Below are 25,433 nucleotides of genomic sequence, written 5' to 3'. Positions count from 1 at the left end.
GCAATGTCAGTGGTGTTCTTATCGATAGCGGTTTTGTTATCAGCGATCGCAGTGGTATTCGCTGTCACAGCTTGATTGGTGGCGTGCAACTGGCTACCGTTTACCGCTTCAGTAGAGTCGGCACTTAATTTACCCGCCAAAACACCGTTCAGGGTTTTATTGCCAATATTAAACGCGTTGGCATTTTTGGCTTTATCACTGAGGATCACTTCTTCACCATTAGCCGACAACTGGACAAGCCCTAAAGTACCGGATTCTAAGTTGGTGGAGATATCTTTCAGCGCATCACCTTGTTTGGAGATGTCTTGGGTATTTCTATCAATGGCTACGGTATTGCTGGTGATATCAGACGTATTTTTGTCGATAGCGGTTTTGTTATCGGCAATGTCAGTGGTGTTCTTGTCGATAGCGGTTTTGTTATCAGCAATATCGGTAGTGTTCTTATCGATAGCGGTTTTATTGTCGGCGATATCGGTAGTGTTTTTATCGATAGCGGTTTTGTTATCAGCAATATCGGTGGTGTTCTTATCGATAGCGGTTTTATTGTCGGCGATATCGTTGGTATTCTTATCGATAGCGGTTTTATTGTCGGCGATATCGGTGGTGTTTTTATCGATAGCGGTTTTGTTGCCCGCGATATCGGTAGTGTTCTTATCAATCGCAGTTTTATTATCAGCAATATCGATCGTGTTCTTGGCGACTAATGCATTAGTTTCATTTAATTGGCTGACATTAACGGCATCGTTATTTTCCGTGCCTTTATCAATGCCCGTTAATTTACGATTGCCATTTAAGCCGGTGAAGCTAACTATTTTTCCAAGTTTATCACTGGCCACATTAATAAGGTTATTGGCACTGTTAATTTTAACAAGACCTATTTCTCCATTATTAATCTGGGTTATTTTATTATTTACGGTAGTTATTTGATTGTTAGCATCGGTTTTATTATCACTGATTTGCTTAGTTAAATCTGTTTTTGCTGTATTTAATACATTATTCGTATCAATTAATTCTTGAGTATTTTTAGCAACATTCGCATTGGTGGTGGATAGCTGTTTAAAGTTAACAGCATCATTATCTGCACTACCCGCATCGATATTGGTGAGTTTACGTTTTATTGTATCGTTACCAAAGGAGACTTCATTCACATTTGAAGCCACGGAAGAACGACCAATCGCGACGGCATTATTGGCGGTAGCCTTACTGGAAACACCGATAGCGACCCCTCCATCTGCGGTATCGGATGCTAATGCAGCTCGCCCAATCGCGACACCATTATTTTCAGCAACTGCACTGCGTCCAACGCTGGTACTTAAGTTATTTGCGATGGTTGCAACTCCTAGAGCAGTACCACCTGTGCTGACATAAGTTCCAGCGCCAAATGCAGTATTACCAAAACCATAAGCGACAGAATTTGGACCAAAAATAACACTTCCGCCAGTCGCATCCGTTTTAGAGTCGGTCGCTGAGTTAGCAAGACTAGAGTTTTTTCCCACAACGATTGTTTCAGGTAAATAAAGGTTACTTGGACTATTTGAGTTCCATTTTGCAGTAGGAAAATACTTTTTATAGATATCTATATTATAAACCGCAACCATTTTTTCGTCATCATCGACTATTACTGTTAATTTATCACTAACAACCGCATTAGCGATTAACGGAAATAAACCAGATAAAACAATTACAATATTTTTTATATTAAATATTCTTAAAACATTCTCTTTTTTGCTATTGCATTTATTTTTTGGATTAATCTTATTGTCTGTTGAGTTTTTTAATTTTGGTCCGGATTGCGTTATTTCAGGTACGGCAACCCACGACTTTATCGCGTCGTTCCAAATAGTTTTATAAACTTTATTCATAATGACTTCCTATGAAATATAGCATTGCTGCGTGTAGGGTTAATTAATCTGCGTAAAGTTTACGTAGATATTGAATTTTTGTTATTAGGCTTTAATTATACTAATCACAATGGTAAGTAAATGTCATTAATAAAATAATGAACAGGGGTTTTGATTTGATTTTTTTTATGTAATTAAGCTTTAATTAATTAAGTTTATTTAAATTTAAATAAGTGGAAAACATAATTAAGTATATTTTCAATATAAAAAAATATAAAAATAAAATTATCGAATGATAAAACTGCAAAAATACGCATATACAGCGTATTGATGCATTTTTTTGATCTTCAAAGTTTTAAACCTGATACGAGTATTTACGTTAAATCTTTGGGCTGTTTAATCATATTTTTTATTTCACTGAGTGGGTTTCATTCGCCATATCTTTTCAACATATTCATTAATGGTTCTATCGGAAGAGAAATAGCCCATATTAGCAATATTATTGAGGGTTTTTTGCGTCCATAACGTTGGGTTTTGGTATAGCTTATCGACGGCATCTTGGGCTTGAACGTAAGAGTGGTAATCGGCAAGCAATTGATAATGGTCTCCAAAATTAATCAGAGAATCATAAAGCGGGTAATAGCGGTTAGGGTCATCAGGGCTGAAAATGCCCGAAACGAGGGAATTGAGGACATTGTGCAGATCTTCATGATCTTGGTAAATCTTTCGTGGGTCATAGCCTTGTGTGCGAATCGCGTTAACTTGCTCGGCGGTATGCCCAAAGATAAACATATTGTCTTCGCCAACATGTTCGCGAATTTCAATATTAGCACCGTCTAATGTGCCGATGGTCAATGCGCCATTGAGGGCAAATTTCATATTACCTGTTCCAGAAGCTTCAGTTCCTGCAAGGGATATCTGCTCAGATAAGTCGGTGGCGGGAATAATTAACTCCGCTAAGCTCACGCTGTAATTTGGAATAAAAATCACTTTTAAGCGGTTTTTGGTTCGGGCGTCATGGTTAATCACGTTAGCGATATCATTGATGAGTCGGATAATCATTTTGGCGTTAACGTAGGATGAGGCGGCTTTTCCTGAAAAAATCACCACGCGCGGAACCCAATTTTTTTCGGGAAGTTGCAAGATACGCTGGTAGCGTCCAATGACTTGCAAGATATTGAGTAATTGGCGTTTATATTCATGAATACGTTTAATTTGTACATCGAACATAGCATGAGGGTCGACGATGATATTGACGTTTTTAGCGATATAGTCGGCGAGAGCAACTTTGTTTTCTAATTTGCAGGTTTTTAACCGCTCAATAAATAGAGGAAAATCGGTGCGTTGCTGTAGGCGCGAAAGCTCTGTGAGATCTTCCCGCCAACTTTCACCGATGGTTTCATCAATCAAGCTTGCCAGGGGTTTATTGCACAACGCCAGCCAGCGGCGTGGGGTAATGCCATTGGTGATATTGCTAAAACGCTTAGGAAATACTTTGGCAAAATCAGCGAAAATTTCTTGAGTCATGAGCTCAGAATGCAGCTTTGACACACCATTTATTTGGTAGCTACCCACGACGGCAAGCCATGCCATGCGAACATAGCGTCCATGGGATTCATCAATCAGAGATAGGCGGGTTAAAAGTTCTGGGTTATTGGGGTAACGCTGTTTGATCTCAGTGAGAAAGTGGTCGTTTATTTCAAAGATAATTTGTAGATGGCGAGGGAGCAATCGCCCGAGAAGGTCCACAGACCATCGTTCTAATGCTTCTCCCATCAGAGTGTGATTGGTGTAGGAAAAGATTCTTTCACTCATTTGCCATGCGGCTTCCCACTCATATTCGTGCTCATCGATAAGCAAGCGCATCAGTTCAGGAATGGCTAAAACGGGGTGGGTATCATTTAGATGGATTGCCACTTTATCGGCAAGATTACTCAACGTGCCATGGACTCGGTAATGGACATCGAGGATATTCTGCAAGGTTGCTGATACAAGAAAATACTCTTGCCCAAGACGCAAAATTTTCCCTGATTCCGTAGAATCATTGGGGTAGAGCACACGGGAGACATTCTCAGAAAAATTTTTATCTTCAACGGCGGCCGAGTATTCCCCTTGGTTAAATTTGTTGATGTTCATTTCATTCGTGGCATGGGCAGACCATAGGCGTAGGGTGTTGGTGGCGTCGCAGCCATAGCCCATCACGATTTGGTCATAGGCGCGAGCAAGCACTTCTTCAGTTTCCACCCAACGAACGATTTTACCTTCTTGTTGAAGGCGGCCGGCAAAGCGGACTTTGTAGCTAAGGTTATAGCGCGGAAACTCCCATGCATTACCATATTGTAACCAGCGGTCGGTGGATTCAACTTGTTGACCATCAATAATATTTTGCTGAAACATGCCATATTCGTAGCGAATTCCAAATCCAACGGAAGGAATTTTTAAGGTAGCGAGAGAATCTAGAAAGCAGGCGGCAAGACGCCCTAAACCGCCATTGCCTAAACCAGGATCATCCTCTTCCTCTAAAATCGCACTCAGTTCAAAGCCCATTTTTTTCAACGCATCAGCCACATCTTCGTACATGCCTAAATTTAATAAAGTATTGGAAAGGGTGCGGCCAATCAGAAACTCCATTGAAAGATAGGCAACCGCACGATCCGATTGAGATAGAGAACGGCGAATAGCACGTAACCAACGGTCAACGGTTAAGTCGCGGATAGCGTAGGAGATGGCATTGAGCCAATCATGTTGGGTGGCAATAATGGGGTCTTTGCCAATCATAAACTTCAGTTTGGTTTGAATGGAGTCGATCAGTGTGTTGATCCGCTGCTCGCGATTTTGGATGGTAAATGGATCATTCATGGTTAGCACCTTCAATCGTTGGGGAATGGAGCGTTGGCTCAATTAAGTTCTGGTAAAGCACAAGGTATTTTTGGGCGGAAGATTGCCAGCTAAAATTCATCTGCATACCTTGGCGGCGTACGCGTTTCCAGCGAGTCGGTTCATTCCACAGAGCGAAAACGCGACGTACAGCATCATTGAGTTCGGTAGCTTTTCCATGGTGGGAGCGATAACCGTGATAGTCATGAAAGACAAAACCGGTTGCTGTGCGATCTGCCAAATTTTCGAGGGAGCAATCGGTGACAGTATCGGCTAGCCCGCCTGTGTGGCGAACCAGTGGGAGAGTGCCATATTTCAGACCATAAAGTTGGGTTAGCCCACAAGGTTCGTAGCGGCTAGGCACCACAATCACATCAGCGGCAGCAATCAATTTATGGGCGTGGGGTTCGTCATAGCCAATAAGGACAGAAACCTGTTTTGGGAATTGGTCGGCAAGTTGCTCAAAGGCCTGCTGTAAATCAGCATCGCCACTGCCTAAGACTGACAATTGTCCGCCTTGGTGCAACAAATCGGGGATCACTTCCAGCAAGAGGTCTAATCCCTTTTGTGTACTGAGGCGGCTGACAACACCGAATAATGGCACTTTATCGGTGACATTAAGTTTGTTTTCTCGTTGGTGGGTCATTTTACTGATGGCTTTGCCGAGCATATTTTGCCGCCCGTAATTATGGGGGATCAACGGGTCAAGCTGTGGATCCCAAACTTGGTAATCCACGCCGTTTAAGATCCCCAAAATATCCTCTTGAGATTGGCGCAGCTTAAGTAAATTGGCGAGCCCATAACCGTATTCAGGAGTGGTAACTTCTTTGGCATAAGTGGGACTGACAAAGGTGATTTTATTGGCGTAGAACAGCCCCGCTTTGAGGTAGGAAATTTGCCCATAAAATTCTAAGCCTTCGGGGGAATAAAATCCGTTAGGCAGCTGCAACTCAGGAAAATGGATTGCCGAAAATAGCCCTTGGTAAGCCAGATTATGAACGGTAAATACGCAAGGAATAGGGTAATTTTTGGCGGCGAGATAGGCGGCGCATAGTCCCGCATGCCAGTCGTGGGCGTGAATAATGTCGGGTCGCCAATCGGCATCAAAACCGCAGGCAAGTTCGCTGCTTATCCAGCCTAATAAAGCAAAGCGCAGATAGTTGTCCCTGTATTCTTGTTGATTATTGTCGTGGTAGGGGCTACCTGTACGCTGATAGAGATGCGGGGCGTCAATTAAATAGAGGCCGACGCCATCATAATGGCCAAAACGCAGAGTGATGGGGCCTGCAAATGTATTGATATGGTTGCCAACCAAGGTGTGATGAACGGCATCCAGTAGCGCAGGAAAACCGGGTAATACGATACGGACATCCGCCCCTTCAGCGATTTGAGCTTGAGGTAATGCGCCGAGCACATCCGCTAAGCCGCCTGTTTTTAGCAGTGGAAATAATTCTGAGCCAGCATGAAGTACGCGCATCTGAGTCTCCTTTAAGCGGCAAGGTTATCGAGCATTGTTTGAGTGACAAGGACGACGCCACCTTCCGAGCGGTAGAAATGTTGGGCATCCCATTGTGGATCTTCACCAATCACCAGTTTGTTGGGTAACACACAGCCGCTATCGATAATGCAGCGTTGTAAGCGGCAGGCATATCCAATAGAGACATCGGGGAGGATCACACAGGCATTGAGTTGGCTGTGAGCATTCACGCGGACATTTTGGAAAATTACGGAGTTAGCAATTTTGGCATCTTCGACGATGGAGCCTGCATTAATCAATGTGTTGATAATCTGAGGGGGCTGCTGTGACTCACCTTGAATAAACCGAGCGGGTGCCAATGGGGAGTGACCCGTCCGAATCGACCAATGGGGATCATACATATCCAGTGCGGGCTTCGCTGAAACTAAATCAATATTGGCGTTCCAGTAGGCATCAATGGTGCCTACGTCGCGCCAGTAGGGAGATGCACCTATATTAAAATCAGAATAGACACAGGAGCGGCTAAACGGGTGCGCCCAAGCCTTGCCTTGCTGTACCGCTTTAGGGATTAAGTTTTTACCAAAATCATGCTGTGTATTCTGCTGTTGCTGCTCTTCAGAAAGTAATTGGTAGAGGTATTGGGCATCAAAAACATAAACGCCCATACTGGCTAATGCGACATAAGGCTTCCCCGGCATCGATGGGGGAAATTGAGGCTTTTCAATAAAATTAATGATTTTTTCGTCATCGTTAATGTCCATGATGCCAAATTCAGACGCTTGGCTACAGGGCACTTCAATACAGGCCACCGTGCATTGGCTCCCTTTTTCTACATGGTCGAGCAACATGCGTGAATAATCCATTTTGTAAATATGATCCCCGGCTAACACAATGATGTATTTGGCTTGATATTGGCTAATCACATCGAGATTTTGAAAGATGGCATCGGCAGTACCTTGGTACCAATCTTCGGCATCCTGTTTCTGTTGAGCAGGGAAAATTTCAATAAATTCATTGGTTTTTCCGTTTAGAAATGACCAACTGTGCTGAATATGTTGGATTAAGTGATGGGAATAGTATTGGGTCAGTATACCGACGCGATAAATACCGGAATTCATACAGTTAGATAAGGTGAAATCAATAATTCGAAATTTCCCGCCAAAGTGGAGTGAAGGTTTTGGCTGCTTCTGAGTCAGGGCTTTGAGACGAGAGCCTTTACCACCCGCCAAGATAAGCGCAACCGTATTGCTCGGAAGTTCTTTGGCTAATAGTTGCCTCGAAATAGAATTTGGGTAGGCATAAAAAGGCATTTTCTCTAACATATCAATTCCTTAATGGCACTTTGCGAAAATTCGTGGCGCTGCATGACCACGAAGGTTTTTGGGGAAATAGAGCTAAGCAAGTGGAAATGAAAAGGCGGGACAGGGTGCCAATTCCCCTCGGGAAGCGTGAGTGAATGGGGCTGCTCAGTGAAATTAATCAGTAATAGCCATTGACCAGAAAGTAACACTTGCATGGGGCATGATTGCTGCCACTGTTCAAGGGTTATGGGGGAGCCTTGGGCATTTAGCCACTCAACGGTTTTATGGGGTGGCAGTGAATGCCACCATTGCCCCGACGTCAGTGCAGGGATTTGCTGGCGCAATGCGGCGAGTTGTGCGGTAAATTCCATAAGCGAGTGATCGGCTTCCTGCCAGTTAAGCCAGCTTATCGGGTTATCTTGGCAATAAGCGTTATTATTCCCTTGTTGGCTATGCCCTAATTCATCTCCTGCACGTAGCATCGGAGTGCCTAATGACAAGAACAGCAAACTTAATAAATGACGCTGGCTCTTTTGGCGTTCCCGCGCTATTTTCTCGGGGGCATTTAACCCTTCAAAACCATGATTATGACTGTTGTTGTGGTTGGTACCATCTTGGTTATTTTCACCGTTAGCATGGTTATGCTTGTGATTAAAACTGACCAAATCTTGCAGGGTAAAGCCATCGTGTGCGGTGATGTGGTTAATTGAAACAAAACTAGGACGATCATTCTGTAAAAAGCAGTCCCGCGAGCCTGCAAGGCGACTTGCCAAGGTACCGATAGGAATATCTTGATACAAAACAGCACGGCGGCAATCATTGCGAAATTGGTCATTCCATTCGGCAAAAGGCAGTGGAAATTGCCCCAGTTGGTAACCGTTGTTGGCGAGATCCCAAGGTTCGGCAATCAACTTAAGCTGCCCAAGAATGGGGTCTTGGCAGATAACCTTAAGCAGTGGAGCATGGGAATTAAATTCCGGAGTTCTCCCCAATATCGTGGATAAATCAAAGCGAAAGCCATCAACATGGCATTCAATTGCCCAAAAATGCAGGCAGTCCAGCACCCATTGGCTTACGGTGGGGTGGAACAATTTCAATGTATTGCCGCAGCCCGCCCAATCTGCATATTCGCCATTTTCACTTAACCAGTAATAGGTGGGGTTATCTAACCCTCTAAACGATAAGCAAGGCCCTGAGCGGTCTAATTCGGCCGTGTGGTTAAACACAATATCGAGGATAACTTCAATGCCAGCACGATGCAGGGCTTTGACCATATCGCGAAACTCACGCAGTGGCGTAGAGCCTGCTTGCCCAGACCAATGCTGAGGCTCAATCGCAAACGGTGCCAGTGTGTTATAGCCCCAATAATTAGTGAGATTTTTAGCTTGTAATCGCGGTTCATCCAGATGAAATTGCACAGGGAGCAGCTCCAGTGCCGTTACACCAAGTCGCGTTAAATGCTGGACTATGCAAGGGTGTGCGAGAGCCGCATAGCTACCACGCAGGGCTGGCGGAATGTCAGGGTGTAGCATGGTAAGCCCCCGAACATGGGTTTCATAAATCACGGTTTTTGACCATGGAGTATGAAGAGGCGTATCCCCTTGCCAGTCATACGGGTCATGGCTGATGACGGAGTAAGGATGCTGTTTACCACTGAGTTCGCGGCTGTAAGGGTCAATCAGTAAGTGGGCTTCATCAAAAAATAATCCTGCTTGCGGTTCCCATTTCCCGCTGGCGCGATAACCATAATGCAGACCCGCTTTTGCCCCCATTAAATAACCATGCCAAATATGGTTATCCCCCCGATAGAGCGAGTAACGAGTTTCATCACCGAGTGAGCCCAACACGCACAGGTCAATGTGTTCTGCATGTTCGCTATAGACCGCAAAATTGACGCCGTGTTCGTCCATGTGGCTGCCGAGGGGGGAAGCGTGACCTTGCCGATAATTAAAATGTGTCATTCGGTGCCTCCCGTTTCCAAATCCGCCCGTTTCAAATACAGGGTAGCCAAAGGGGGAAGCGTAATATTTAGGGAGTGATTTTTACCGTGAGCCGCTATTTGCTGGGTGGATATTGCCCCCTGATTGCCCACATTACTGCCACGATAATAGTGAGAATCGGTATTGATAATTTCTTGGTAGCAAGCCGATTGGTGAACGCCAATGCGATAGTTTTCGCGGGGAACGGGGGTGAAGTTGGCGACCACCAGAATTTCATGATTGTTAGCATCGCGCCGTACAAAAGCGAATACTGAATTTTGATGGTCATCAACGACCAACCATTCGAAGCCTTGTGGGGAATCGTCGAGCTGGTACAGAGGTGGATGCTGCTGATAACAGTGATTTAAATCGCGTACAAGGTGCTGTACACCGGTATGCCAGCCATCATATTCAGGGTTCAGTAAATGCCAATCTAGCCCTGTGTCGTGATCCCACTCTCGCCCTTGGGCGAATTCTCCTCCCATAAACAACAATTTTTTACCGGGATGACCCCACATAAATCCATAATAAGCTCGTAAATTGGCAAATTTTTGCCATGTATCGCCGGACATTTTGCTGAGAAGTGACCCTTTGCCATGTACCACTTCATCGTGGGAAAGAGGTAAAACGAAGTGTTCTTTATGGGCGTAAAACATACCAAAGGTCATTTGTTGGTGATGATATTGACGGTAAATCGGGTCAAGGGACATATAGCGCAGAGTGTCGTGCATCCAGCCTAAATCCCATTTGAAATCAAAACCTAAACCGTGATTTTCAACCGAGCCTGTGACATTGGGAAAGGCGGTTGACTCTTCGGCTATCATTAACGCATGGGGGCAGTTTTGTTTAACAATTTGGTTGGTATAACGTAGAAAATCGAGAGCTTCGAGGTTCTCTTTGCCACCCCATTTGTTGGGTACCCATTCTCCTTCTTCGCGGCTGTAATCGCGGTAGATCATTGAGCTAACCGCATCGACACGCAGCCCATCGACACCAAAACGCTCTAGCCAATAGAGGGCATTGCCTGCCAAAAAGTTAGCCACTTCATAGCGGCTGTAGTTATAAATCAAGGTATGCCAGTTTTGGTGGACGCCTTCGCGCGGATCCGCATATTCATACAGCGCGGTACCATCAAATTGGATTAACCCATATTCATCATTGGGAAAATGGGCAGGTACCCAATCGAGGATCACTTTAAGGTGATGCTGGTGGGCGGTTTGAATCAAGTAGAGAAAATCCTCAACGCCACCAAAACGGTAGGTTGGGGAATAGAGTCCGATAGGTTGGTAGCCCCAAGAGCCATCAAACGGATGTTCGCTAATAGGGAGCAACTCCAGATGGGTAAATCCCATGTCTGCCACATAAGGAATAAGTTGCTCCCCCAGTTGTCGGTAGCTTAGCCAGCCATTGTTGTGCGGGTGACGGCGCCAAGAGCCTAAATGCACTTCGTAAATTGAGATTGGCGCGGAAAGTGGCGAACTTGCAGTAGTGGAGTGCTGTGGAGTTTGTTTGTTTGGCAAGGCCGTTATCACTGATTCTACATGGGGAAATAGCACACTTTTCAGTGCGTAAGGGTCGGCTTTGACCCGTATATAGCCTCGGTTATCTTGTAATTCATATTTATACGCCTGTCCGAGTTTGGCTTCAGGAATAAACCGTTCCCAAATACCCACCTCATGGCGCAATGTCATTGGGTGAATACGCCCATCCCACTGATTAAATTCGCCAACAACTGAGACCCGTTGAGCATTGGGCGCCCATAAAGAAAAAATCACCCCATCAACACCGTCGAAGTTGACGGGGTGGGCACCAAGACATTCATAGGGACGTAGATGGGTGCCTTCTGCCAGTAGCCAGCCATCTATGTCACGAATGAGAGTGCCAAAGCCATCAGTGTGCTTTTTAATTGCTTGGGTTTCTGCGGAAGATATTTCAGCAGAACGACGCCCTGAAGTTATTTGAGAAATAACTTCGCGATTATTAGTTGGCAAATAAATAACCTCAAGAAAAGTGAAATGAGCAATTTAAACTTTACTTAAATTATTTAATTTGTATTTGATAGGCTTCACATATTTAGCTTTAAAAGTTGTTAAATTCGTTATTTAACAATGAGTTGGTTTGTTTTTGAATAGTATTATTAAGTTATCAATTAATAATACTCAACGTAATTAAATGCTTAATTTAATAACTATCACCCGATTATGATTGATATCGAAATATCGGGTGATTATTTATCTTTATTTAAACCTATTCAGAGTGATTTGTTTAATTATTCACTTTTCTCTACTTCAAAAATTATTGATTGATAAGGCTGTAGGATAATTTGCTGCTTGTCGTTATGGGTATTGTCATTATGGGCATTTGCGATATTGCTTAAATGCACTTGGCGATAATGTTGGTGAATAGCCTGCGGTTTATCGCTGAAATTACAGTAAATATCGATGGCGCGTGAGCCTAATGTTCGGCGATAAGCAATAACAGGTTCAGGGGCGCTGATTTCTGAGAATTCGCCTTCAACCAAGATATCGCTAATTGGCGAATGGCGGCGCAGGGTAATTAATTGCTGGTAAAACGCGAAAAGTGAATCGGGTTGCTGCTGTTGAGTCGTTGCATTGATCTCGCGGTAATTGGGATTAACCTTCAACCATGGGATGCCTGTGGTAAATCCGCCATGATGTTGGTTATTCCATTGAAATGGTGTTCGTGCATTGTCGCGGCTGCGTTGGGTAAAATAGTTCATCATGGTGGTGTGAGAGTATCCGTGCGTTTGACCCCATAGGTAGAGTTTAAAGAGATGCAGATCGTGGTGCTCGTTGAGCGTCATTGGGCAGTTCGTCATGCCAATTTCTTGTCCTTGATAAATAAATGGCGTGCCGCGCTGAGTCAGTAAGAACATCGCCAACATTTTTTCGGCGACAGGGGAGATGGCGCCTTTCGGTAAGAATTTGTTCAGTGAGCGCGGTTGGTCATGATTTTCTAAATAAGGCGCGCCCCAACCAACCTGCTGGGTTGTGAGCTGGCTTTTTAGAAAAACAGGTTTCAAACGTTCACCAGTGATTGGAGCAATGGAAAACGGGGGCTGCTTGGCAATATCGAGATCCGCAATACTGAAGTCGAACACCATAGAGAATGACCCATCTTCCCCGATATAGTCAGCAAGATCTTGCGGTGGAACATCGATTTCAGCCACCGTCATTGAGTTCGCAGGGGGGAAGGTTTGGCTCGCGAGCTCCTTTAAAAATTCGTGTATTCCCGGTTGGTTAACCACCCAAGGGACTAAAAACGCGGTGCCATCTTCCCGATCAGGAGGGAATTGGTAAGGCGAGAGGGCTTCAGGGGATTTTTTTATATTGCCGATGGCATCAATGCGAAATCCTGCAACCCCTTTAGCTATCCAACGATTGATCATTTGGATAATTTCTTGGCGCAATTGTGGATTTTCCCAATTAAGATCAGGTTGCTCGGGGCCGAAAGAGTTGAAGTACCAGCGATTGCTATCGGGAACTCGAGTCCAGACTGGGCAGTCAAAATAGGTACGTAAATTGTTCGGTGGAGTGGGTTTATCCCATTCAATAAATTGGTAATAGTCGGCGTAAGGGCTGTTTGGGTCGGCAAGGGCAGCTTCGAACCAAGGGTGCTGGTTTGAGCTGTGATTAAGCACCAAGTCCAGCAGAATTTTAATGCCACGCTGCGAAGCTTGGCTGATTAAAATATCAAGGTCATCATTGCTGCCAAAAACCGGATCCACGCTGTCATAGTTGGCAATGTCATAGCCATTATCTTTCATCGGTGATTCAAAAATTGGACATAGCCAAATCACGTTTACGCCTAAAGATTGGATATAGTCTAGCTTGGCGGTGATACCAGCAAGATCGCCAATACCGTCGCCATTATGGTCATAGAAGCTTTTGGGGTAGATTTGATATACCACCGCGGATTTCCACCAGGCTTGAGCCATTTGTTTTCTCCCTAATCAAAATAAGATGTGAGTAAGTTGCTTTAAATATAGGTAATGTGTGTTTTTGTGCGATGTATCATTATTTTGCGAAATGCAAATGCAAACTAATATCATTAGCGCTATGTTTCATGTAAGATGACCGCCATCTTCGGGTCATGAAAGACGTGACTAACGATAATCACATTGAAAGGTGGAGGAATTTAGATGTTCGCAAAATCATTAGTTTCAGGGTTTGCCCTATTATCCGTTGTTGCGTTAGCGGGTTGTGATGACGCTAAGCAAACACAAACAGCAGCGCCAACAACCGAGCAGCCAGCAGCAGAAAAACCAGCTGAAAAACAAACGATTGTCGTTGAACATGCTCAAGGTAAAACTGAAATTCCTAGCCATCCACAACGTGCGTTTGTGATGAACATGGAAACCTTAGACATCATCGATGCGCTGGGTATTCCGGTGATTGGTGTTCCACAAACTAACGCCCATTTTCCACAGTTTTTAGAGAAATATAGCACCTCAGAATATGTTAATGGCGGGAGCTTATTTGAGCCGGCTTATGAAACTATCAGCAGTGCAAAACCTGATGTGATTTTAGGTGGTAGCCGTGCTCGCGACGCTTATGACAAATTAAGCGGTATCGCACCAACGATTTCTCTGGATATTGATAACAAACGTTTTATTGATAGCCTGATGGAGCGTACTGCGCTGTTAGGTTCTTTATTTGGTAAAGAAGAACAAGCGAATAAACTCGTTTCTGACTTCAAAAACAAAATTAATGATATCAAAGGCAAAACCCCTGAAGCGGGCAAGGCGATGGTGATCTTAGTGAGCGGCGGTAAAATTTCTGCTTACGGCCCAGGTTCCCGTTTTGGCTTTATCTTTGATGTATTAGGTTTCGAACCGGCTTATGTCTTCACTGAAGATACTGGCCGTCACGGTAATATCGTGAACTCAGAACTGTTATTAAAACTGAACCCAGACTGGTTATTTGTTATCGACCGTGATGGTGCGATTGGTGCGAAAGATGCACAACCTGCGGCAGACGTGTTAGACAATGCATTAGTTAGAAAAACCTCTGCATGGGAAAAAGGCCAAGTGGCTTATTTAGATTCTTCAGCGGTTTATATCGCTGGTGGTATCCAAACTTATTCCCAATTAATGGATGATGTAAACAAAGCTTTAGAGAAGAAAAAAACGAATTAATCAATGAAAACGCTTTATCTCTCTTTTGGTATTCTCGCGTTATTGGTATTAGCGGTATTAAGCTTGTTTATTGGAGCGGGTGACGTGTCACCCGTTTCGCTTTTCACCGACCCCGAGATGCAAGATATCTTTTTCGTGAGCCGTATCCCTCGCACCGCCGCCCTGATCCTCGCAGGAAGCGCCATGAGCGTCGCGGGGCTGATTATGCAGCTACTCACCCAAAACCGTTTCATCGAACCTTCCCTTGCGGGTACCACGCAATCAGCGAGCCTTGGTTTACTGTTCGTGATGATCCTGTATCCAACAGCTTCTATCATGACCAAAATGGTGGTAGCGAGCGGATTTGCACTGCTAGGCACCGCACTGTTTATGCTGATTTTGCGCCGGATCATTTTGAAGTCCGCCCTGATAGTGCCGTTAGTCGGTATCATGCTAGGGGCCGTGATCAGCGCGCTTACCATTTTTACTGCCTACTATTTCGACCTGCTTCAATCCCTAGGTGCTTGGATGAGCGGCGATTTCTCCAGTATTTTACAAGGTCGCTATGAGCTGCTTTGGCTGGTGGGTGGCTTAACACTGGCTGCCTGTTTAATTGCCGATAGCTTTACAGTGGCAGGGATGGGGCGTGAGTTTTCCGTTAACGTCGGTTTGAATTACCAGAAAGTGATGACCATCGGGTTATCTATTATCGCCTTAATCAGCGGTGTGGTCGTTGTCGTTGTCGGTGCGTTGCCATTCTTAGGATTGATTGTCCCGAACCTGATTAGCTTGATGATGGGGGACAATATTCGTAAAACTATCCCGTGGATTTGTTTGGCAGGTGGCGGCTTAGTGCTGCTGTGTGACATTATTGGTCGCCTAATTCGCTATCCGTTTGAAATTCCTGCGAGTGTGATTTTAGGTGTCGTCGGCGCGGTTATTTTCCTTTATCTCTTGTTAAAGCATCAGCGTTATGGAAAAAGTTAATTCATTAAGTTTGCCAGTGAAAAGAACGTTCACGCCAATCCAGCGCATCGGTTTGTTGGCTGCGCTGTCAGTGCTGTCGATCATTTTATACATGACCATTAATTTGGGCAGTAATCTTGCGTATATCCTGCCCCATCGTGGTTATATCGTTCTAACAATGATCATTGTGGCGTTTGGTTCTGGGGTGTCGACGGTTCTGTTTCAAACTATCGCCAATAACAAAATTCTGACGCCATCCATTATGGGGTTAGAGGCATTGTTCATCCTGCTGCAAACTATCTTTGTGTTTTATACCGATAGTTTTCCCGCATCATGGCTGTTGAATATTGGTAAGTTTTTGCTGGAATCCTCCCTGCTGGTGATTTTCTCCGTACTGCTGTACCGCTGGCTGTTTATCTCCGTCAAAATGAATATCAACTTAGTGTTGATGGTGGGGATTATCCTCGGAACACTGTTTCGCAGTGTGGCAACCTTGCTGCAACGCTTGATGGATCCGAATGAGTTTTCCATTTTGCAAAGCCGGATGTTCGCGACTTTTACCAAAGGAACGCCGGAGCTGATTCTATTCACGTTGGTGATCACCGTGATTGTGGGCATTCTGCTTTGGCGTATGCGTTACTGCTTTGACGTGCTCGCACTGGGACAAGCTAATGCGGTGAACTTAGGGATTAACTACCGTCAGCAAGTCACCGTAATCTTATTACTGATTTCTGTCTTAGTGGCTATTTCCACGGCGCTGGTGGGCCCACTAACGTTCCTCGGCTTGATGGTGGCTAACTTGGCGTATTACATCGCAGGAAGCAGTCAGCATCGCTATTTATTACCTGTTTCTTTCCTACTTGGTGTGATTGCATTAGTGGGCGGACAGTTAGTTCTTGAATATGGATTGAATAAAGCGGGTACCTTATCTGTGGTACTCGAGTTTGTCGGTGGAATATTCTTTATTTATATGGTGTTAAGAAGGTTTTAGTATGATTGAAATTCATCAGGTATCGAAAAGTTATCAAGATACTAAGGTCTTAGATAACGTTACAGCCAATATTAAAAATAGCGGTGTCACTTCAATCATCGGTCCAAATGGTGCAGGGAAATCAACGCTGTTGTCGATTATTGGTCGCTTACTATCGGCTGATCACGGTTATGTCAAAGTGAATAACTTGGATGTCTCGACCACACCAAGCGACCAACTCGCTACCTGCTTATCGGTACTTCGCCAAGAAAACCAATTTGCTAGCCGCTTAACGGTGGAAGAGCTGGTTGGTTTCGGGCGTTATCCTTATACCAAAGGGCGCTTAACACTGGATGATAAACAGAAAATCGACGAGTCTCTGGCATTTTTGAACTTAACAGAATTTCGCCATCGTTATCTTGATGAGCTTTCTGGCGGTCAGCGTCAGCGTGCGTATGTGGCGATGGTGCTGTGCCAAGATACCGAATATGTGCTGCTGGATGAACCACTGAATAACTTGGATATGAAGCACGCGGTGATCATGATGAAATTACTGCGCCGTGCGGCGGATGAGCTAGGTAAAACCATCATTCTGGTGATCCACGATATTAACTTTGCTTCAGTGTATTCAGACTATATCGTGGCGCTGCGAAATGGACGTTTGTCTTACCACGGCGAGCCTCAAGAGATCATGAAATCCGAGATTTTAGAGGAAATTTTCGATACGCCGCTTGAAGTTAAAGAGCTGGATGGACAACGGATCGCGCTGTATTACTGATTTTATCCGCTCCAATAGATGATATTGGAGCGGTGTATTATTGCGGCGGGATCGTAATATCTTCGTCGCTGTCGAGCTCATCCAGTGGCTGAAGGATTTCAAGGCGTTTGATGCCATCGGCATTCACCACTAAACGTGCTAATTCATTGTAGGCTTTCTTATTCATGATGACGCGGCGGCATAGGTAAATATGATAAACCTTTTCGCCCATAATCACGGGTTCATCATCATTCACCATCAACTCTTCATAGCTAATATCGAGATATTTCAAAAAGTCTGAAATATTAACCCGCGTAATATCCACAATGGACGATTGAGTCTGCATAAAGGCCGCAGAATGGCTGTGCAAGGTGACATCCTTGCGATAATACAGAATATCTTCCACGCGCTGTACATTGACCAAATTTACCCAGTGGGATTTTTGTCGCATTTCATGAATATCTGGGGATAGGGTGCTTTCTTTCAGAAAGCGGAATGATTCCTTACAAACCCCAACCGGCTCTTTGACTCCTTCCCGATAAATACGCAATTGGCGGTCGGGGATCCAGCGTTGAAACAGACGGTATAGCTGTTCTCGTCCAATCTCTTTTAAACGATCTTTAAAGATATAACCAATCACCATCGCTAAGAATAAATTGGCGCTGAGCGCACCATATTTACCTTGCCACATAAAGGCGATAAATGTGGCGAAAATCATCGAAATTGCAGCTGCAATCCCATAAATGGAGTGCAAAAGTAACGGAAGACCTCGTTTGTGGCGGATCTCTAAGTAGAGGTAGCGATTAATATATTTTTTCAGCAAATTGCGGCGGTAAGTGACCATTTCCGCATCGTTTTCATCATGCGGAAAGCTATCTGGTGCTAGCTTTTTCAAGTAACGCATTTCTTGATACCACAGATGGCGAATTTCATCGCGCAGAGGAAGCTGTTTGTCTTTTAATAAATCCTGTAAGTAAAACAGGGTGTAATGGGACATAAACTCATCGCAATAGGCGAAAGCGTTGGATTGAATCACGCTCTCAATGGGGGCAGCATAGGCGCTGAGTTCTCGATAGCGTTTGAGACCATGCTCAATGTCTGCCAGCATCCCCGTTATATACTCTTCAGTTTGCCGTTGAGAGTTCTGGGCGACCATCTTCAGGGTTAGCCGTACGCTGCGCTTAAAGGTGAGTGCAAAGCGTTTTAGATGGTTTTCATATTCATCTAATGTTGGGGGTAATTCAGGATCTAACCGTTCCAACCAGCTTTTTAATTCATCAACTAGCCCACCTTCTGCAGGAATAGAAGCGAGTTGCACAGTAGGCGCTCGCAGCCGAATATAGTTTTTTAAGCTGCGCTGAAGATTTGAAGGGGTGTAGAGGTCAGGGTTAACTTGCATCGATGCCGGAAGAAAAAAGAAGGTTTCAACTTGGTAGCGGATCTCTTTTGATTTCCGAGGGAAAAAGACTTGCTGTTTGATTTCAAACTGCTTTTTACCGTGGATTTTCAGAGATTCTTTAATCATGGCCTTCCTACCGGTGTTTCAGCGTATTCAAATATGGGATGAATACGATGCAAGTATTTATCAAGGAAGAACAATAGTAATGTGGATGGCAATAAAAGAGAAGGGAGACAGAGAGAAGGAAAACAAAAACGGCCGCTAATGTTTACTTCCAAGCCAAAGCGGAAATAAATAGTCGGCCGTTTTAAGCGTTCGTTGTCAGTTAAAAATTATTTTTTAGCTGCTGGGCGAACTGCGGTTACTTCAATTTCCACTCTCCAAGCTGGGTTAGCCAGTTTAGCGACTTGGAAGGTAGAACGAGCTGGCAGATTGGTCACTTTTTCAGTTTCATAGAACTTGTTGTAGCCAGCCATGAAGCCAGCGAAGTCCATAGTTCCTTTAGTTTCATCACCACCAACTAAGAAAACTTGCATTTTAACAACGTCATTCATAGTCAGCCCCATTTCACCCAGAGTCGCTTGAATTTGTTTCAGAACGTTGATTGTTTGTACTTCAGTGTTACCGTAAGACTCTAAAACGCCTTCTGGAGCATCTTTAGAGATTTTAGAAGGAACTTTCCCGCTCAGGAAGATGAGGCTGTTGTTCGCGCTGATTTCTACTGATTCAGCGATTGGGAAACCTTTAACTGGAACACGTTTCACATCGTCTGCTGCGTTTGCAGTTGCTACACCTAAAACTAAAGGTAAGGAAAGCAGTAAAGTTTTGTAGCGCATAATAACTCCTTTATATATGAAAGTAGGAACCTATTAAGACCGTAAGGGGCTCGATAGGTTCCATCTAATTGTGTTTCGTTTTAATTAGTTAAAACGAGACAGTTTATAAGGCGTTGGATCGATAAATGTCTTCTCGTCCATTAACAATTCAGCAGTTAATCGACCAGCCGCCGGGCTTTCAGTCATACCCCAACCAGTCGCGGTATTGATAACCAGACCTGGGTACTGTTCAACTTTAGAAATGATTGGAATCTCGTCATCAGTTGGAGAAACGGTACCGCCCCAACGTTCAACAACTTTAGATTCTTTAAATACTGGGAATTCTTTTCTCAGACGCTCAAGAACGCCATCTAAGTGGTCGTTGTTTGGCGTGTTAGTTGCTGTACGGAACTCTTCGAATGGAGTCTTCTCGTCTAAGTTCCAAGAAGTTGCCATAGTGAATGAGTTGAACAGGTCTTTACCGATAGAGAATTCTAATGGTAATTCGCCGCCGCCTAATACGTGCAGGAAGCGTGGCCCTAACAGGAAGCTATCTTTCACGATAGAGCTGGTGAAGATACGTGGTGCAACCGCGTAAGTACCGTCTGCTTGTTCACGGAAGTGGATACCGTTTGGCAGGTGGACGTTACCTTTTGGTGCGCCTGGAACGCCAGTAATACGCTGTTGAGACAGGTAAACGTTCAGAGTAGGGACATCAACACCTAAGTTACCCATGAACAGACGTGACCAAATACCACCAGTCAGAACGACTTGAGAGGTTTTGATTGCACCTTTTTCAGTGACAACGTCAGAAATTTTACCGCCTGCAGTTTCTAAGCCACGAACTGCGCAATTCAGGTAGATTGGAATACCAATTGATTTTGCGTAGTTAGCCATTGCTGGGGTAACAGTTTCTGGGTCAAGGCTACCAGAATCTTCTTCAAAACCACCAATTTTCCATGGAGATTGAGCACCAACCAGACGATTAGCCAGTTCTTGACCTTCGATCATACGGGTTCTCAGCGGGGTATCGAAACCTGGGTTTTCAGACGCAGATTTGATCCACGCTCTTGCAACTTCCAGATCTTCTTCGCTTGAAGGAACTTCAACACGGCCTTGAACACGGTAGCTAGTATCAGCACCGATTTTTTCGTTCATGCCGAGCCATTGAATTTTTCCGTAGTGGTGTAATGGGAAAATAGCTGGGGAGGTTTTATAGCTGATGATCTGGCTGTATGCGCGACCAGATTGCTCGCCGCCGACAACGCCTTTTTCACAGATAACAACGTTTAAGCCGCGCTCTTTCAGGTTAATCGCAGTCATGATACCTTGCAGACCAGCACCGATAACGACCGCATCAGCAGATGCTGGTAATTTACCTTCGGTACCCGCGACTGCAGGTACGCGTGATGGCGTAGCTTCAAAACGACCTTCTCTGCGGATCATAGGGACAACAGCTGCGCCCCCAGCAATAACACCAGCAGCACCAACCCCTAATAATAGTTTTCTTCTCGAGATTTTCATCTATAACCTCAATAACAATCTTGTTTTTTATATAGTAAATAATTTCAAATTGAGATGATGATCTTATCATATATTTTGAAATTGTTAAGTATCGAAAGGATTTGTTAATAAAATTGAGTGAAAAGTTTGAGTGGGTTATTTGATCTGGTCAGTGTTGTTGGGGGTTTGTCGCAATTTGGATTATTTTATCAATAGCAGAAATTGATAATTTTAATTGTTAATGTCAGAAAAAGTGTACAGGTGTAAATATCTAAATTTCAGATAAGGTAAATATTTTAGTGGTTAAATTGAAGCAAGGCTAAATAATTAATATCAGTTGATTATGCTGAATTTAGATTAAGTTTGATTTTGTTTTTTACTTCAAAAAATAAAGATTAAGTTAAATTTTTTAGCTATTTTATAATCACTTGATGGATTTGTATTCAATTAATTTCCGTTTAGTCGTACCGTATATTTATTGAGGGTGTTATAGATGATTATTTTCTGATCTATGCGAATTTTTATTTATATCAATATGAAAAGTATGATTTTTTATTTTTACTGTGATTTTATTAACATAATAGGTTAATTATTTATTTGATGATTTTTTTGCTTCCAACCCTTAATCTAAATAAATCCCACACCCTTCTTGAGAGTATTCGGTTGTTAATTGCTCATATTTAAATGCAGTTATTAACATCACTAAATGTAATGATTTTATTTATGCTGATTTTTTGCATTTTCATTTTTCACATTAAGAGCAAATTTATTTTTTTATCTTGCTGATAATTTGTTCAAATTAATTAATTTGGAAAAATTTCATTTATTTTAGTATTTAACATTTGATGTATTTTTAAGCTAATGAAGAATGGTTAATGAAATGTTAAATTAAATATTAAAGTCTGGCTATCAGATAAATATATATACAATGAGAGGGATAATTGGTTAGGAAAATGGGTTATGCCTCCCTTTCGATGAACGTTAAGGGAGGCAATTTATAGTTAGCAACTCAATGCATCTGCCACTGCTTTAAAGCGAGCGAACTTATCCCGTAGCTGTTGATGAGCAATAGGGTTCGGTTGATAGGCAGTGATTTTTGGTGTGCTGGATGCAATCGCGGTATCAAACCCCGAATAATACCCAGAACCGACAGCGGCGCACAGCGCGGCGGCTTGGCAGCCTGACTGCTGAACATCAACCACTTCAAGAGGCAAATTACTGGCATCACAGAACATCTGCATCCACAACGCTGAATTGGTTGGGCCACCGGTAAAGCGGATAGCTTGAGTGCAGTCATCAATGCCCACAATACGGTCTTGATGCAGCAAATGAGAAAATACAATTCCCTGATAAATGGCGTAGGCAATATCCCCTTCAGTATGATGGGAGCTTAACCCGAGTAGCCCGCCATGCAGGTTACTGTGATAGTTAGAGCCATATAACCAAGGGAAAAATAGAATATCGTTCTGCCGTGTTGCCCCTTCGGCAACGCAAGCATTGAGCACTTTGTAATCTTGCAAACGTTGGTCGAAAAAGTGTCGAGTGAACCAAGCGAGGTTACTGGCTGAGGTTGGGCTACCTTCATGAACAAAATAGGTGCCCGGAATACAGTATTTTCCCCACACATATGGGTAATCCGAAGGCATGATTTTATCGAAAACTCGCGTGGAGATAGTCCAAGTTCCAGCGACTGCACTTAGCTTGTCTTTTTGGCTGACACCCGATGAAAGCGCAGCCCCCACCACATCGAAGAACCCGCCAAATACCGGCGTACCTTCTTGAAGACCACACTCATTTGCGGCATGAGTCGTGACGCAGCCTGTTGACTGTGCAGAATTAATCACAGGTGCGAGTTTGTCGTTAGCCTCTTCAATACCAAACAATTCACAGAGTTTAGGATCATAGCTGGACGTGGTTGGGTTATAGAGTTGGCTGCCAGAAATATTGGTCTCTTCGCAAGTGAGCTGGTCAGTTAATCGATAACGAATATAGTCGTGAACCATCAAAACATAACGACCATCTCGATAGCTGTCTGGCTCATGTTGCTTTAACCAATTTAGCAGGGCAACGGGATGCGATGCCCAAAGTTGCTGCAAACTCAGCGGATAGGCTTGTTCTGCGGTACCATTTTGGTGCCATTGATCAACAATCGCTTGTGCGCGAGAATCTGAAGAAACAATGCCATTTCTGACAGGTTTCCCGTGTTTATCCAGTAAATAGAGCCCTTTACCATGAGAGGAAAAACTGACGCCCGCGATTTGCGCGGCGGACAGTTGGCTTTTGGCGATGGCTTCACGGATCACGCTACAGGTGACTTGCCACAGGGTTTCCATATTACGTTCGCTAAACCCAGCTTGCGGACTTTCAGTGGGAAAAGGGTGCTCAGCAACCACCAGCTCTTGGCCTTCAGGGCTGTAGATCCCCGCTTTGATCACGGTGCCCCCAAGGTCGACACCCATGAAAAATGTGCTCATTGTCGGCTCCTTAGTTTTCCCAACCCGCTTGCTGCATTTTATCTTCAATCCAATGGCGCGCCTTGATGATTTCAATCAGCGGTTCATCGGCTTTTTCCGTCCACATTTCAATTAAGAAGGTGCCGCGATAATTGAGCTGCTTAAGCTGTTTGAATAGTGCCACGAAATCCACACAACCTTCGCCAAATGGCACATCACGGAATTGACCTTTGCAACTGTCTGTTACGGCGTAGGTATCTTTCAGATGCAGAGCAACAATATTTTCGATGCCTTTGGTTAACTCGGCAGCCACATCACTACCCCAAGCGGTTAAGTTACCGACATCAGGATAAACTTGGAACCACGGTGAGCGAATTTTATCGGCAAGCGCCTGCCATTTAGTGATCGAATTCATAAATGGCGTATCCATGATTTCGACGGCGCACATCACCTGAGACGCGGCGGCAATTTCAGCGACCCATTTCATGCCTTCTTCAAAGCGGGCAATGGTGCCTTCATCTTGCTCTTCGTAATACACATCATAGCCAGCCAATTGAATGGTACGAATACCCAGATCTTGAGCCAATTTGATGGCTTTTGTCATGAGTTCACGGGCTTTTTGACGGGTATCTTCATCATGGCTTCCAAATGGAAAACGGCGGTGACCTGATAGGCACATCGTTGGAATGCGTACCTGCGTTTTTTGGATGGCAGTCACTAACTCTAAGCGTTGCTCCAAACTCCAATCTAAACGGGCTAAACGCTCGTCCGTTTCATCAACCGACATCTCGACAAAATCAAATCCCGCCGCCTTTGCAATAGCTAATTTTTCGCTCCAGCTACTGTGCTTTGGAAGGGCTTTTTCATAGATACCAATCGGATTTTTTCGTGAAATAGTCATCTTTATTCCCTGTAAGTTAATTTTGTACGGATGCTTTATTGAGGCGTTGATTGCGTGTCATTGCACGCTTAGCGCTCCATTTTTCTTTAAAGAATTTGAAGGCCAGAGCAAGGATCAACGTAATTCCCCAAACCGCGAGATTGAAGTGGAGACTGACGCCCAACAGGCTAAGTCCAGTGGCGATGACTTGCAGAACTAGCAAGGCGCAGAAGACGCGGCTGACTTTACCGACACCGCCGAATGGGTTTGTGCCTCCCAATACGATGGCTAAAATGGTCAGTAGTAAGTAAGAATCCCCGTATCCCATGCGGGCTGAGTTAAAACGCGCCATCATGATCAGCCCTGCCAACACACACAGCAGACTGGAAATGGTGTAAATCGCGATCATCACACGGTCGGTACGCACGCCGCTAAACCATGTCGCATTGATGTTGCTGCCGCTCATATAGATATTTTTGCCAAGGCGGGTGCGACCTAAAAACAGTGCCAAAATAATTGCGGTCACAATAAAGATAATCATGGCAATTGGCATACCGAAAACGGTGTCAGAGCCAATGGCGCGAACCACTGGCGGCATCCCACTGAGTGCGGCGCCTTTGGTGAGGTAAACGCCAATACCGCTGATAATGGTCATGGAACCGAGGGTAACTAGAATCGGGTGAGCACCAATATGGGAAATCATCAGCCCCGTTAAGCAGCCAATAATAACGGCGATAACAGTGGCACCGATTAACGCAAAGACCAACCACATTAGCTGCGTGCCCGTTCCGGCATCAACAGGTAAGTAATTGATAAATACCCAAGCCATAAATAGGCCGGTTAAGTTAGCGGTACTGATAATGGCGAGGTTTAATCCTCCACTTAACATCGGAACAAACATGGCGAAGGTCAGAAGCCCCAGCTCCGGTAACTGAAACGTAATACTTAAAAAGGTATTTTGGGTAAAAAAGTGCCCTGGCATGGCGATACTGAAAGCCGCAATGGCGACCAAAAAGATTGAAAGCAGTCCGATAACAGAGCCATCAATTTTAAAAAAATCTTGTTTTTTCATGGTGAT

General features: G+C 44.2%; 13 protein-coding genes and 4 pseudogenes. 4 read left to right on the top strand and 13 right to left on the bottom strand.

All coding sequences use genetic code 11. The annotated features are described in order from the left end of the window. From GKR74_RS08140 to GKR74_RS08110, 7 genes and pseudogenes are all read right to left on the bottom strand, one after another. The coding region (locus GKR74_RS08140) for an ESPR-type extended signal peptide-containing protein (RefSeq protein ID WP_255453805.1) at nucleotides 1-1,862 on the bottom strand (1,862 nt) is incomplete at its 3' end. Between the two features lie 402 nt (nucleotides 1,863-2,264). Continuing rightward, nucleotides 2,265-4,700, bottom strand: a pseudogene (gene glgP, locus GKR74_RS08135) (glycogen/starch/alpha-glucan family phosphorylase); the annotation flags it as partial. 43 nt (nucleotides 4,701-4,743) lie between these two features. Continuing rightward, nucleotides 4,744-6,195 (bottom strand): annotated as a pseudogene (glgA, locus tag GKR74_RS08130) (glycogen synthase GlgA); the annotation flags it as partial. Between the two features lie 11 nt (nucleotides 6,196-6,206). Further along, complete coding sequence (gene glgC, locus GKR74_RS08125; protein WP_154603189.1) at nucleotides 6,207-7,517, bottom strand: glucose-1-phosphate adenylyltransferase; 1,311 nt, start codon at nucleotides 7,515-7,517, stop codon at nucleotides 6,207-6,209. Then, on the bottom strand, nucleotides 7,511-9,457 hold the full coding sequence (gene glgX / locus GKR74_RS08120) for a glycogen debranching protein GlgX (protein WP_154603188.1): 1,947 nt from the start codon (nucleotides 9,455-9,457) through the stop codon (nucleotides 7,511-7,513). Before glgX ends, glgC begins: the two co-directional genes overlap by 7 nt. Nucleotides 9,458-9,483: 26 nt before the next feature. Continuing rightward, nucleotides 9,484-11,442, bottom strand: a pseudogene (gene glgB, locus GKR74_RS08115) (1,4-alpha-glucan branching protein GlgB); the annotation flags it as partial. Between the two features lie 302 nt (nucleotides 11,443-11,744). Then, nucleotides 11,745-13,433, bottom strand: a complete 1,689-nt coding sequence (locus GKR74_RS08110) for a glycoside hydrolase family 13 protein (protein ID WP_154603186.1) — start codon at nucleotides 13,431-13,433, stop codon at nucleotides 11,745-11,747. A 204-nt stretch (nucleotides 13,434-13,637) separates the two neighbouring features. On the opposite strand from GKR74_RS08110, the gene GKR74_RS08105 reads away from it, so the two are divergent. The 4 genes and pseudogenes from GKR74_RS08105 to GKR74_RS08090 all read left to right on the top strand — a co-directional run bounded on the left by GKR74_RS08105 (nucleotide 13,638) and on the right by GKR74_RS08090 (nucleotide 17,344). After that, nucleotides 13,638-14,633 carry a siderophore ABC transporter substrate-binding protein gene (locus GKR74_RS08105; protein ID WP_154603185.1) on the top strand — a complete coding sequence of 332 codons (996 nt, stop codon included), beginning with the start codon at nucleotides 13,638-13,640 and terminating at the stop codon, nucleotides 14,631-14,633. A 3-nt stretch (nucleotides 14,634-14,636) separates the two neighbouring features. Next, on the top strand, nucleotides 14,637-15,599 hold the full coding sequence (locus GKR74_RS08100; RefSeq protein ID WP_036949213.1) for an ABC transporter permease: 963 nt from the start codon (nucleotides 14,637-14,639) through the stop codon (nucleotides 15,597-15,599). Further along, a complete protein-coding gene (locus tag GKR74_RS08095) occupies nucleotides 15,586-16,569 on the top strand; it encodes an iron chelate uptake ABC transporter family permease subunit (RefSeq protein ID WP_154603184.1) in 984 nt (327 codons plus the stop codon). Before GKR74_RS08100 ends, GKR74_RS08095 begins: the two co-directional genes overlap by 14 nt. A 1-nt stretch (nucleotide 16,570) precedes the next feature. Beyond that, nucleotides 16,571-17,344, top strand: a pseudogene (locus GKR74_RS08090) (iron ABC transporter ATP-binding protein). A gap of 19 nt (nucleotides 17,345-17,363) precedes the next feature. Here GKR74_RS08090 and GKR74_RS08085 read toward each other — a convergent pair. The 6 genes from GKR74_RS08085 to GKR74_RS08060 all read right to left on the bottom strand — a co-directional run bounded on the left by GKR74_RS08085 (nucleotide 17,364) and on the right by GKR74_RS08060 (nucleotide 25,427). Beyond that, nucleotides 17,364-18,830, bottom strand: coding sequence for a hypothetical protein (locus GKR74_RS08085; RefSeq protein WP_154603183.1), 1,467 nt, complete (start codon nucleotides 18,828-18,830; stop codon nucleotides 17,364-17,366). Between the two features lie 206 nt (nucleotides 18,831-19,036). Then, nucleotides 19,037-19,540, bottom strand: a complete 504-nt coding sequence (locus GKR74_RS08080; protein ID WP_036949217.1) for a RidA family protein — start codon at nucleotides 19,538-19,540, stop codon at nucleotides 19,037-19,039. Between the two features lie 84 nt (nucleotides 19,541-19,624). Continuing rightward, nucleotides 19,625-21,043 (bottom strand): NAD(P)/FAD-dependent oxidoreductase, encoded by a 1,419-nt coding sequence (locus tag GKR74_RS08075; RefSeq protein WP_154603182.1) that lies wholly within the window; start codon nucleotides 21,041-21,043, stop codon nucleotides 19,625-19,627. A gap of 980 nt (nucleotides 21,044-22,023) precedes the next feature. Then, nucleotides 22,024-23,496 carry an FGGY-family carbohydrate kinase gene (locus tag GKR74_RS08070; RefSeq protein ID WP_154603181.1) on the bottom strand — a complete coding sequence of 491 codons (1,473 nt, stop codon included), beginning with the start codon at nucleotides 23,494-23,496 and terminating at the stop codon, nucleotides 22,024-22,026. A 10-nt stretch (nucleotides 23,497-23,506) separates the two neighbouring features. After that, nucleotides 23,507-24,376, bottom strand: coding sequence for an L-ribulose-5-phosphate 3-epimerase (locus tag GKR74_RS08065; protein ID WP_154603180.1), 870 nt, complete (start codon nucleotides 24,374-24,376; stop codon nucleotides 23,507-23,509). 16 nt (nucleotides 24,377-24,392) lie between these two features. Then, on the bottom strand, nucleotides 24,393-25,427 hold the full coding sequence (locus tag GKR74_RS08060) for an ABC transporter permease (RefSeq protein ID WP_036949222.1): 1,035 nt from the start codon (nucleotides 25,425-25,427) through the stop codon (nucleotides 24,393-24,395). Nucleotides 25,428-25,433 lie beyond the last annotated feature (6 nt).

The organism is Providencia sp. wls1914, assembly GCF_009706645.1.
GTDB classification, from domain to species: Bacteria; Pseudomonadota; Gammaproteobacteria; order Enterobacterales; family Enterobacteriaceae; genus Providencia; species Providencia zhijiangensis.
The sequence above is the reverse complement of the archived record's forward strand: the minus strand, read 5'-3'. Positions and strand labels throughout refer to the sequence as shown.